Origin of the sequence: Saccharomonospora iraqiensis subsp. paurometabolica YIM 90007 (genome assembly GCF_000231035.2) — a bacterium.
Lineage (GTDB): Bacteria > Actinomycetota > Actinomycetes > Mycobacteriales > Pseudonocardiaceae > Saccharomonospora > Saccharomonospora paurometabolica.
In genome coordinates this window covers 96,836-107,943 of the sequence record NZ_KI912218.1, presented here as the reverse complement: position 1 = coordinate 107,943, position 11,108 = coordinate 96,836, and the positions used below count along the sequence as shown (strand labels likewise).

General features: G+C 71.6%; 12 protein-coding genes and 1 pseudogene. 6 read left to right on the top strand and 7 right to left on the bottom strand.

The annotated features are described in order from the left end of the window. Together SACPADRAFT_RS0207655 and SACPADRAFT_RS0207650 are read right to left on the bottom strand one after the other, a co-directional pair. The coding region (locus tag SACPADRAFT_RS0207655; protein WP_007024983.1) for a sigma factor at positions 1 to 216 on the bottom strand (216 nt) is incomplete at its 3' end. A 7-nt stretch (positions 217 to 223) separates the two neighbouring features. After that, a complete protein-coding gene (locus tag SACPADRAFT_RS0207650; protein ID WP_007024982.1) occupies positions 224 to 631 on the bottom strand; it encodes a YciI family protein in 408 nt (135 codons plus the stop codon). Positions 632 to 846: 215 nt separating this feature from the next. Here SACPADRAFT_RS0207650 and SACPADRAFT_RS0207645 point away from each other — a divergent pair, with 215 nt between their 5' ends. The 3 genes from SACPADRAFT_RS0207645 (at position 847) to SACPADRAFT_RS0207635 (ending at position 3,832) form a co-directional block, all read left to right on the top strand. Further along, the gene (locus SACPADRAFT_RS0207645; RefSeq protein WP_007024981.1) at positions 847 to 1,686 is read left to right on the top strand and encodes an MBL fold metallo-hydrolase; all 840 of its coding nucleotides are present in this window, start codon (positions 847 to 849) and stop codon (positions 1,684 to 1,686) included. Between the two features lie 660 nt (positions 1,687 to 2,346). Further along, entirely contained in the window at positions 2,347 to 3,162 is an 816-nt protein-coding gene (locus tag SACPADRAFT_RS0207640) for a DUF899 domain-containing protein (protein WP_007024980.1), read from the top strand. Between the two features lie 136 nt (positions 3,163 to 3,298). Continuing rightward, positions 3,299 to 3,832 carry a 2'-5' RNA ligase family protein gene (locus SACPADRAFT_RS0207635; protein WP_007024979.1) on the top strand — a complete coding sequence of 178 codons (534 nt, stop codon included), beginning with the start codon at positions 3,299 to 3,301 and terminating at the stop codon, positions 3,830 to 3,832. 300 nt (positions 3,833 to 4,132) lie between these two features. Here SACPADRAFT_RS0207635 and SACPADRAFT_RS0207630 read toward each other — a convergent pair whose 3' ends face one another. Both SACPADRAFT_RS0207630 and SACPADRAFT_RS0207625 read right to left on the bottom strand, forming a co-directional pair. Beyond that, positions 4,133 to 4,714: a dihydrofolate reductase family protein gene (locus tag SACPADRAFT_RS0207630; protein WP_007024978.1), complete on the bottom strand. Its 582-nt coding sequence runs from the start codon at positions 4,712 to 4,714 to the stop codon at positions 4,133 to 4,135. A 66-nt stretch (positions 4,715 to 4,780) separates the two neighbouring features. Further along, on the bottom strand, positions 4,781 to 5,602 hold the full coding sequence (locus tag SACPADRAFT_RS0207625; RefSeq protein ID WP_028662300.1) for an AraC family transcriptional regulator: 822 nt from the start codon (positions 5,600 to 5,602) through the stop codon (positions 4,781 to 4,783). Between the two features lie 617 nt (positions 5,603 to 6,219). Here SACPADRAFT_RS0207625 and SACPADRAFT_RS26165 point away from each other — a divergent pair. Both SACPADRAFT_RS26165 and SACPADRAFT_RS29870 read left to right on the top strand, forming a co-directional pair. Continuing rightward, entirely contained in the window at positions 6,220 to 7,365 is a 1,146-nt protein-coding gene (locus tag SACPADRAFT_RS26165) for a sensor histidine kinase (RefSeq protein WP_007024976.1), read from the top strand. 47 nt (positions 7,366 to 7,412) lie between these two features. Further along, on the top strand, positions 7,413 to 8,087 hold the full coding sequence (locus tag SACPADRAFT_RS29870) for a CDP-alcohol phosphatidyltransferase family protein (RefSeq protein ID WP_007024975.1): 675 nt from the start codon (positions 7,413 to 7,415) through the stop codon (positions 8,085 to 8,087). Here the strand turns inward: SACPADRAFT_RS29870 and SACPADRAFT_RS0207610 are convergent. Next, positions 8,041 to 8,427, bottom strand: a complete 387-nt coding sequence (locus tag SACPADRAFT_RS0207610; RefSeq protein WP_007024974.1) for a DoxX family protein — start codon at positions 8,425 to 8,427, stop codon at positions 8,041 to 8,043. The genes SACPADRAFT_RS29870 and SACPADRAFT_RS0207610 overlap by 47 nt on opposite strands. Positions 8,428 to 8,550: 123 nt before the next feature. Beyond that, positions 8,551 to 9,288: an OBAP family protein gene (locus tag SACPADRAFT_RS0207605; RefSeq protein WP_007024973.1), complete on the bottom strand. Its 738-nt coding sequence runs from the start codon at positions 9,286 to 9,288 to the stop codon at positions 8,551 to 8,553. Between the two features lie 208 nt (positions 9,289 to 9,496). Between SACPADRAFT_RS0207605 and SACPADRAFT_RS0207600 the strand changes: the two genes are divergently transcribed. Then, the gene (locus tag SACPADRAFT_RS0207600; protein ID WP_007024972.1) at positions 9,497 to 10,096 is read left to right on the top strand and encodes a CueP family metal-binding protein; all 600 of its coding nucleotides are present in this window, start codon (positions 9,497 to 9,499) and stop codon (positions 10,094 to 10,096) included. An 18-nt stretch (positions 10,097 to 10,114) separates the two neighbouring features. Here the strand turns inward: SACPADRAFT_RS0207600 and SACPADRAFT_RS26155 are convergent. Continuing rightward, positions 10,115 to 11,108: pseudogene (locus SACPADRAFT_RS26155) on the bottom strand (ATP-dependent helicase C-terminal domain-containing protein); the annotation flags it as partial.

The window sequence follows — 11,108 nt, the reverse complement described above, 5'->3', positions numbered from 1 at the left end:
CCGGGCGGTGTCGGCGCGGGCGGCGTCGAGGAACTTGCGCCACGCCACGGTGACCAGCCACCCCGTGGGGTCCGCCGGGGCGCCCTGCGGCCACACCCGCAGGGCCTCCACCAGGGCGTCCTGCACGGCGTCCTCGGCCGCCGCGAAGTCGGCTCCGCGACGGACGAGGATCCCGAGCACCGTGGGGGTGTGGCCGCGCAGCAGTGTCTCGTCCACCGCGGGCTTACTCCGTGACGGTTTCCGGCGCGCCGAGGAACGGGCGCACCTCGAGCCACTCGTGGATCGGCTTCCCGCCGACGCCCGGCGCCGCCGACAACTCACCGGCCAGTTCCAGCGCCCGCTCGTAGCTGTCGACGTCGATCACCATCCAGCCGGCGATCAGGTCCTTGGTCTCGGCGAACGGGCCGTCGGTGACCGGTGGGCGCCCCTCGCCGTCGTAGCGGACGAACGTGCCCTCCGGCGCCAGTGCCTGCCCGTCGACGAACTCGCCGGTGGCCTCCAGCCGGGCGGCGAAGTCGTTCATGTATCGCACGTGGTCGGTGACCTCTTCCGGGGTCCACTTCTCCATCGGCACGTCGTTCACCGCCGCGGGCGCGCCCCGGTAGTGCTTGAGCAGCAGATACTTGGTCATCTCGTCCTCCTCGATGCCTACGGCCCAGTGTGGCTGTTTCACCCGGGGGACGGAGCCGGACGCGCATTCTCGACATCCCCGGCAGAGAGATTCTGCACCGGGGACGTCGCCGGGGAGGACGACGGCAGGTCCGTGGGCGTGTGGCGTTTGACCGGCGACGTGGCCGGGGCAGTCCCCTCGGGGAACGGACCGCACACCCCACCGAGGGAGACCCCGTGGATGCACCGTTGACCCTGCCGGACACCGGATTCGGCGATCTCAGCGAAGGCAGCGTGTACTTCATCGGCAACGCCACCACGCTGATCCGCTACGGCGGGTTCACCATCCTGACCGACCCGACATTCCTGCACGCCGGGGACCACGTGCACCTCGGACACGGCATGTACGCCCGGCGCGAGGTCGAACCCGCCTGCCAGATCGCCGACCTGCCGCCGCTGGACTTCGTCGTGCTCTCCCACCACCACGGCGATCACTTCGACGACGTCGCCGCCGCGCAACTGCCGAAGGACCTCCCGATCATCACCACCGGGCACGCCGTGGGACTGCTGGCCGAGCAGGGCTTCACCCGGGGCCACGCCCTCGACACCTGGCAGTCCCAGGCCGTGACCCGGGGCGCGACCACGGTCCGGATCACCGCAATGCCCGCCAAGCACGATCCCGACCCGGTGGCGGGCATGCTGCCACCCACCATGGGCAGCATGCTGGACTTCGGCCGCGACGGCGAGCGGTCCTTCCGGCTCTACATCAGCGGCGACACCCTGCTGCACGACCGGCTGTACGACATCCCCCAGCGTTACCCCGACATCGACCTGGCCCTCGTGCACGCCGGCGGGACCACCCTGCTGGGCACCGTCGTCACCATGACCGGCGCGCAGGCCGTCCGCGCGGTGGAGATCGTCGACCCCCGGCAGGCGGTGCCCATCCACTACAACGACTACTCGGTGTTCGCCTCCGGCCTGGACGACATCAAACAGGCGGCGGCCACGTCGTCGACCACCGCGGAGTTCCACTACCTCACCCACGGCGAGACCCACCACTTCCGCCCCCTCGGCTGACCCGGCGAGGCGATTCCGGGGCATCGCTGTCAATCCACTTCCACCCAGGCGGGTCGGGAGAGCTGGCGGCCGACGGCCCAACCTGCCTTACCTCGACGGCCGCGACCTCGACGGTGGGACCGACCACCCCGCGTTGCCCAACCGGCTCGACCGGGACGCCGCGACCCACACACGCCCACTCGAAGCCCTCACAGGACCACCGAAACCCGTCCGGACACCCGCGATCATTTCGTCACGGTGACGGCAAACGGGCCTCCGTGGACCGTGCCCGATTCCCCTCCCGCGACGTTCCGGTCAATCAGACCGCCCACGGGTGCCTGGTCCGCCTCCGAGAAGCCCTCGCGGGCAGAACCCCCCCGCACCTCTCCTTCCTTGACCGCTGACCAGCGCCCATGTTTCGCGCACGCGATCGTGAAACGGGTATCGCGTCGCGCGATACAGCGAAACTTGTGACGGACAACAACCCGTGATAATGCCTCTTATCACGGTGTGGGGTAGACGGGTCCGCCCCATCGGGGTCGGGCTGCGACGTCTTCCCCGCTCCATGTCGGTGGTGACGGTTAGCGTCATCGGCGTCACTCAGCGACATGCGGTCCGCATCACGCTCGTCATGAGCCGGGGTAGACCGCACAGGAGTCACGAGACACCGAGGAGGACACCATGACGACAACACCGGAGGACCCGACCACCACGCCGCACGGGCGCCCACCCGTGGTGGACCTGGCCACCTGGCAGGCCGCCCGGGACGAGCTTCTGGTCCGCGAGAAGGCGCACACCCGGGAGGGCGACGCCATCGCCGCGGCCCGCCGCAGGCTGCCGATGGTGGAGTTCGACGGAACGGTCGAGGTCGTCGGCCCCGACGGCCCGGTGCCGTTCCTGGACCTCTTCCAGGGCCGCGACGAGCTCGTGGTCTACAAGCACATGTGGCACGACGGCGCCCCGCACCAGGGCCAGTGCGAGGGCTGCACCACCGTGCCCTGGCACATGAAGGACGCCGTCTACCTCAACGCCCGCGGCGTCTCGTTCGCCCTGCTGACCACGGGCCCATGGGACGAGGTGGCTCCCTACGTCGAGTTCATGGGCTACCCCCAGCCCTGGTACTCGGTCCGGGGGCTGGACGAGCCGGTCGGCGGGGAGATGGGCTACATCGCCTGTTTCCTGCGCGACGGCGACCGCACATTCCTCACCTACTCCACGACCGGCCGGGGCTGCGAACGGGTCAACGGCTCCCTCGGCCTGCTCGACATGACGCCCTACGGCCGCCGCGAGGGGTGGGAGGACAACCCCGAGGGTTGGCCCGAGGCTCCGCAGGCCGGCTCGCCGGTCGGCGGGCATGGCGCGCCGATCTGCTGGTACTGGCGCACCGACGCCGACGGCAACGCCACCTGGGGCGCGACCAGCCGGCCCGCGCCACAGTGGACCCGCCCCGGCGCCACCCCGGTGGAGACCCTCGGCCGCGACGGCCACTGCCACTGACGCGTCGTCGACGAAGTCGGCACGAAGCTTCACCGCGTCGGCCACCGATCCCGCAGAGGCACGGACGGCCGACGCGGCGACGTGCTAGATTCGCCGCGTCGGCCGTCCGTGCCGACCCGGTGAGGAGGGATGGCCCGTGTGGTCCGAGGGGCACTCGGTGCTCGTGGTAGGAGTCCCGGAACTCGACGACTACGTCCGGGCCCGCACCGCCCACTACGACGCCTCGTTCCTCGCCGACGACCCGGCGTTCGTGCACGCGCACATCACCCTGCTCGGGCCGTGGCTGTCGGAGCCGTCGCCCACCGACCTCGACACCGTGGCTGCGATCCTGGCGCGCACCGAACCGTTCGAGGCCACCCTCACCACCGTCGACACCTTCCCCGACGGGCTGATCCACCTGCGCCCGGAACCGGAGGCGCCGTTCCGGGCACTGACCGACACCCTCGCGGAGGCGTTCCCCCAGTGCCCGCCGTACGCGGGGACGTTCCCCGACCCGGTGCCGCACCTGACCCTGGACCGGCGGGCCGAGGGCATCACCCCGGACAGCGTCGAGCGCGACCTGCGCCCTCTGCTGCCGGTCCGGACCCACGTCGACCGGGTCGACCTGCAGTGGTGGGCCAACCACGACTGCCACGTGCGCGAGTCCTGGAAACTCGGACACCGCGGCTGACGGGACCGCACGGCGCACGCGGCGCCGGGAGGAGACGAAACGGCCGAGTCCCGCACCGCCCGCCGCACGAAGGCGGTCCAGGCGGCACGGCCCAATCCTCCGAAGCTACGGCGAGCCGCAAAGGTATCCGATGATCATCCGTTCGTGTCGCCGGTGGTGGCGCTAGAATCCGCGTGTGCGCTGCTGAAGTTCTTCGAGATCGGGGCCCGGTTTCCGGGTTATCCGGAGGAGATCCCGCACGCGGCGGACGAGTATGTGGCTTCGTGGGTGCGGGTTGAGTCCACCGAGTTCGTCGATCGGTCACCGGCGCATCCGATAGCGCAGGTGAAGCACCCGGTTGCCCTGGATCACCACGTCAGGATCGTCCAACAGGTGCTGCGCGTGGACCGACCCGAAGTAGCGCTTGCCGGACCCGAACACGACGGGTACGACGTCCATGCGCACCTCGTCGACCAGACCCGCGGCGAACACCTGGCCACCCACCTCGCCGGCGGCAACCTCGACCACACGGTCACCCGCGAGCTCCTGGGCCTTGGCCATGGCCGCTTCGACGCCGTCGACGAAGTGAAACGGTGCCTCGGGGTCCCAGCCCTCGGGCTCCGGCCGGTGCGTCACGACAACCACGTGGTCGACCCCGCCCGGAGGCGTCCCGCCCCAGCCGTCCGTGATGTCGAAGACGTGGCGGCCGACGAGTGTCGCCCCGATCCGGTCCCAGTACCGCCGGGTGTAGTCGTAGGACGTCTGCGACACCGTCAGCTCGCCGCTCTCGTCCAACGGGACGTCACCGCTGAGCAACCAGTCGAACAGCGGTCCGGGATGGTCGTTCGCGTCCGCGACGAAGCCGTCCACCGACACCGAGTTGTACATGACCACCTTGCCCACGGGGCCCTCCTCTCCCTTGGCGTGCCGCGAAAGTAGCGTGTTGTGAGCTGTCGCTCTTGTAAAAAATCAATCGGCCGGCAACGGCCAGCCGTCCAGTGTGTGGCCGGGATGCTCGCGCAGGAACCGCCGCCGGCCTTCGATGTACCGGGTCGGCGTGAGCCCGGTGAACGCCCGGAACTCATGGCCGAAGTGGGCCTGGTCGAAGTAGCCTGCGCCACCGGCGAGGTCGCCCCAGTCGATCGATCCGGCGAAGTCGATCGCGAACACGGTGGCGGCGAAGCGGTAGGTGCGGGCCAGCCGCTTCGGCGTGACGCCGATGAGCTCCTTGAACCGCTGTGCCAGATGCGTGCTGCTGACACCGGCTGCCGCGCTCAGGTCGCCGATCGCCACCGCCCCGCTGGTCGCCGCCATGACGCTGCTCGTATGGCGGACCAGCCCCAGGCCGGCGGTCTCGCCCAGCCGTCGCATCAGCTCCTCCTCGAGCAGCGTCAGCAGTTCGTGCGGTCCGCCCGCCGTTGCCAGCCGGTCTCGCAGCTCAGCCATGGCGGGCCGGCCCCAAACCTGCTCTACCGTCACCGGCCGGTCCCGCAGTTCGGCCGCGGGCGTCGGCAGGAACGGCGCCAGCCCCCACGGCTTGAAGTGCACGCCGACGGAGCGGGTCCGGAGTGGGTAGCCGAACGCCAACGCGTGGGTGGGCGTGGTGATCACGCAGCCGTCGGTGTATTCGGCCGCTTCGACGTCAATGCCGGCGCGGATGCGAAACGGCGCCCCGAGGTTGACGATGAACACCGCCGCGGGCATCGGCGGCAGCGTCAGCCGGGCGTACGGCGGCGCACCCTCCAGGTAGTAAAGGTCGTCGATCAGCCCGTCCAGTGGCGGTCGCGGCACTCTGGACACGTACTCCACGCCCACAGCATCGCCGACGCCCCGCCGGCATCGCGCGCGGGATGGTTCAGCCGCGCTGCCGCGCGCCGACCCCGGACGAGCGCCCGGCCGCGGACATCTGCGGGGGATACGCGTGCTGCGTGAGAGATGGAGACTTCTCGGCCCTCCGGTGTCGCCTGCAGGAGGAGGCGCTGAACCGGGATGTCGGTAGCAGTGGAAGACTCGCCTTCCGTACGAAGCTGGACGCGATGCAGGCGAAGCTCCAGGCCGGAGACGAAGTCATCGTCACGCGGCCGGGCCACGTCGGCCGCTCTCACCAGCGAATCGCCACACGGTTCCCGACGCTGGGCCTTTCACTCGGCGACCACGGGCCACACCAGCGCGGCAAGATCCGCGAATACCTACCGCTCCCAATTCCCTGGCCTACCTCGCGGCTCGCCGTAGCTTGGGGAGAACTGTGCCGGAACCCGTCCGCACCGGAGTGGTGAGCAACGCCGCGCGTTCGTCCGCACCACCACCTGGCGCGGGACACGGTAACGTCGGTCGCTGTGAGACGGTCCACACCTCGTTCGTCCCGGCCGCCGGCCGGTGATCCGCCGGGAAGACCGGTCGGCCGCCGGGTGACGGCGGACGTCCTGCTGTGGGCGGTGCTGTGCCTGGTCTTCCTGCTCGGGACACCATTGGTGACGGTGGGTTCCTGGTGGCCACAGCTGGTCGTCGGTCTGGTGGGCGTGACCGTGGCGGTACCGGTGGGCCGGGTCTGCCCACCGGCCTCGTTCCTCCTCGCCGCCGCGTTCGCTGTCGCCGAGGTCTGGGGTGTGTGGGAGACCTCGTTCTGGCCGACCCCGTGGACACTGGCGACGGCCGTGATGGCCTACCTGCTCGGGCGCAGGACACCCCGTACCCGGCCGCTGGTCGCCGGTGTCGCGGCGGGCGCGGCGGTGCTGCTGATCCTCGTTCACCCGGACGGGGTCACGTCGGGCGAGATGGCTGTTCTCACCGGGACGGCCGGGGTGGTTCCGTGGCTGCTGGGCCGGGAGGTGCGCCGCCGTGCCGGCCTCACCGCCGCGCACCAGCACCGGGTCGCCGAGCAGGCGCGCTCGCGGGAGCGGTGGCGCCTCGCGCAGGACCTGCACGACTCGGTGGGCCACGAGCTCAGCCTCCTCGCGTTGCAGGCGGGTGGCCTGGAAGTCGCCCCCGACCTCGACGGGAATCAGCGCGCGGTGGCCGCGCGGGTGCGTTCCACCGCCACGGCGGCCACCGAGCGGCTGCGGGAGGTCCTCGGCCTGCTGCGCGACGACGGCGATGCGGAACCGGTGCGACCGGCGGGTGACACCGTCACCGACCTCGTCGAACGGGCCCGCACCTCCGGCATGGTGGTGCGGCTGGACCGCGAGGGCGACCCCGCCGACGCTCCGTACCCGGTCGGCCGTGCCGCCTACCGGGTGGTGCAGGAGTCCCTGACCAACGCCGCCCGGCACGCCCCGGGTGCGCCGGTGACCGTGCGGCTGCGGCACCGGCCGGAGGTGACCGAGGTGCACGTCCGCAACGGAGCGTCTCCGTCCGGTCCGCCGCCGGAACAGGGGGGACGGGGCGGCCAGGGGTTGGTCGGCCTCGCGGAACGGGTCCGGACGGTCGGCGGAAGGTTGCGGGCGGACCCGCAAGGCCGGGCTGATCGACACCGCGGAGGAACTCCCCGGCGACCGGGGTTGACGGTGGTGCCGATCGCCGCCGAGGACCTGACGAACGGCAGGTGCGGCGGCTGACGTCCGGCAGTACCGGCACATCCCCCGGCGTTCCTACCGTCCGGTCCATGCCGCGTGTGCTCTCCGCTCCGAACGTCGTGTCCCTCAGCCGCGTTGTCGTGCTCGCCCCGTTGGCCCTGGTGCTGGCGGCCACCGGGTGGTGGATCGGGGCGGCCGCCGCGTTGGTCCTCTTCGGCGTCTCCGACGGGGTGGACGGCCGGCTGGCGCGGCGACGTGGGCAGGTCACGCGGCTGGGTGCCGCGTTGGACGTCGCCGCTGACCGCCTCGGTGTCGTGGTCGTCGTGGCCGGGCTCGCCGTCCTGCAGGTCCTGCCGGTGTGGATGCCGGTGACGGTGGTCGGTGCGGACGTGGTGCTGGCCGTGACCGCGCTGGCGCGCCGTCGCCGGGTCCCGACGGCGCGCGTCACCCGGCTCGGCAAGGTCCGGACCGCCCTGATCATGGTTGGGCTGCCCGCGTTGGTGGCCACGACCGGAACACCGGACCACTGGCCGCACACCGCCGCGCTCGCCGTGCTCTCCCTCGGATGCCTGCTGCACGTGGCCGCGACCGTCGGCTATCTCCGTCGGCTGCTCACGAAGCACCCCCGAGGAGCCGGTCGTGGTTCGTCCCGGCGGCGCCCGCGTCGATCTCTGACGGGCGGATCAGTGGGAACCACCAGCCGTCGACCTCCCGCAGCTAAACCGTGCCGAAGGACGCGGGGCCGAACCGGCCCCAGGCGATGAACGCCGCGACGGCGAGGTAGACGAGGTTCACCGCCGCGAGCTGCGGCTCGCCGAGCCGACCGTGGGTGATCATCGCACCGATCATCAGCAGGACCCAGCAGACGGCGGTCACCGGGACCAGCACCGGGGCGACGCCGACCGCGGCGGGTAGGATCAGCCCCACCGCGGCCAGCAGTTCCAGCACACCGAGCGTCTTCACGAAACCGGCACGGGCGTTCGCGGTCCACCCCGCACCCGGCATGGTCTCCAGTCGGTGCTTGGGCACGAAGGTCTTGCTGATACCGCCGGTGAGGGCCACCACGGCCAACAGTCCGGCGGCGATCCACAACGCGAGGTCCATCGTCCACTCCCTGATCGAGGTCGTCCGTACCCCGGGTGGACGAGACAGCGACCTCGCCTGTGACATTCCGGGCGCGCGGTTCCGGTTGGGGAGCGGCACCCGGCGGCGGTCGCCCGGGGCGGTTCAGTCGGTCGCGCTACCGCGGTGGCGCACGTCGACCACGCCCGGGATGGGGGTCGTTCCCGTGAAGTCGTCGGCCATCGTGTCGACGCCCCGCTGCGGGTGCGCGAGGTCGACGAAGGACTGCCGTTGTTCGTGTTTGGCCTGTGTGTCCAGGTTCATGGCCGTGTTCCGGTCCTGTTCGAGGGACTCGTCGCACTCGCCGTCGCGGTTGAACGACCACATCAGGGTCGGTTCACCCCGCGGCAGGTCCGTGCCGGGTTCGCCGTCGTGGCGGCCGGTGTGCCAGGTGTGCCAGGTCTTGCCGTAGCTGTTCAGCAGCAGCCGGAGGAACGCCTTCTCCGCGGCGTCCGGCAGTCCGGGCGCGGCCAGCTGGCCGGACAGCACCTCGTAGTTGTGCGGGTGCCAGTAGTCCTTCTCCTCCTCCGGCAGCGGGTCGAACACCCGCTCGGAGACGATGTACTCGATGCCGATCAGGTTCGCGTCGCGGGTGTTGCCGTCGAAGATGACGCACTGCAACAGGTCGTCGTTGACCACCCGGCAGTAGTGGTGTGCCTCCATCTGCATCTCCGGCCGGCCCTTGGCGCAGTGGAATCCCACCACGTACACGTCGAACCCGCGCAGTGGCGTGGTGTCCTGCAGCAGGTTCGCGCCCTGTTCCAGGGTGCCCAGCCAGACGCCCTTGCCCTGCCCGGCCGGGGTCAGCGGGGGACGCCGGTCCTTGATCGTCGGGTTGGCCATGGGTGCGCCCTCTCCGGTCGACGCCTACGGGTGTGCCCGGGGCGTACCCACCCGCCCGCCGGGGAGAACGTCCGCCCCGGCCGCTCCGGTGTGCCGGTCAGCCGAGGGCGAGCCGGTGCAGGACACCGGCGACTCAGTTTCCGGGAGGTGTGCGCCGGGTCGGAGCCGTGGCTCCGACCCGGCGCGGGCGCTGAGGCAGGATAGGAGGATGAAGCGACACCTGATTGTGGCGGGTACGCTGCTGTTGACCCTCGCCGGCTGCTCCACCGCCACCCCGGGGGCCGATCGAGTGACGCCCGCCGCGCCGACCGTCACCACCGACGAATCCAGCTTCCTCGCTGACCACGGTCTGGCGGGCATGAACGGGGCGGAGATCATCGACCACCTGGATCGGGTACCCGTCGCCCAGCGCTCGACCGACCTCACGGCCGCCGTGCGCGCCGACCATCTCCTCCTCGCCGACGCCGAGCGGAAGCTCACGGTCCCGATCCGGGAGGACCGGTTCTACCTCGCCGTGGCCCCCTTCATCGACCAGACCCATGGTTGTCACTACCACTCCCTGACCACGTGCCGCGGCGAGCTGGCCGACGAAGAAGTCGGGATCCGCATTCTCGACGACGCCACCGGTGAGGTCCTCGTCGCTGAGCAGGTCACGACCTTCGACAACGGTTTCGTCGGGTTCTGGCTCCCCCGCGACGTCAACGGCACCATCGAGGCCACCTACGAGGGACGCACCGGCCGGAGCGCCTTCTCCACCGATGAGGACGGAGCCACCTGCCTGACCGATCTCCGGCTCACAGCCACCTGAGCGTCGATCGCACAGTGGTCACGGTCGGCCGGGCCGGCCGGGGCGGCTCGGGGGCGCGGTGAGCGGGTCGTCGGGCCAGGCGTGTTTCGGGTACTGGCCGCGCAGTTCGGCGCGCACCTGACGGTAGCCGTCGCGCCAGAACGACGCGAGGTCCCCGGTGACGGCGGCCGGGCGCCCGGCCGGGTCCAGCAGCCGCATCACCACCGGCACCCGTCCGTCGCCGACGGTGGGCACCTCGGTCCAGCCGAACACCTCCTGCAGCCGCACCGGCAGGGCGGGCTGTTCGGGTTCGTAGTCCACCGGCACCCGCGCGCCGGACGGCACCGCGATGCGCGCGGGTGCCAGTTCGTCCAGCCGGGTGGCCTCCGGCCACGGCAGCAGCCGCTGCAGCGCCTGCCCGGCGTCGATCCTGCCCAGGTCGGCCCGGCACCGGGCGGCGGACAGTTCCGGCTCCAGCCACACGTCCACCGCGGCGAGCAGGTCGGCCTCGGTGGTGGCGGGCCACGGGGCGCCGAACTCGCGGTGCAGGAACGCCAACCGGTGCCGCAGCTGGTGGGCCTCGGCGTCCCAGTGCAGCAGGCCGGTCCCGTCGGTGGCCAGCCCGTCGAGCAGCGCGTCCCGCACCGCCGCGGCCGGGGGGTCGGGCCAGGTCCTTGTCGGCGAGCACGATCGCGCCGAGCCGGTCGACGGTGCGGGCGCGGACGTCGCCGTCGTGCCAGTCGATCTCGTCGGTGACCGACCGCATCCCGGCGGCGGCCTGTTCGGCGAGCCGCTGGTCGGCGCGGGCGGCCAGCCGGACGAACCCGTGTTTGCGGCCGGGTTCCCGTTCGGCCACCGCGACCGCCAGCCACGGCGACCCGGCCAGCCCCTCGGTGGTGGGCAGGCCCGCGGGGTCGGTGACCACCTCGGAACGCGGCACCTCCACCGCCGTGCCCCCGGCCATCAGGTACGCCCGCGACCGTGGGGCCCGCCGGCGGGCCACGCGTTCGGGGTGGGCCAGGGCCACGACCAC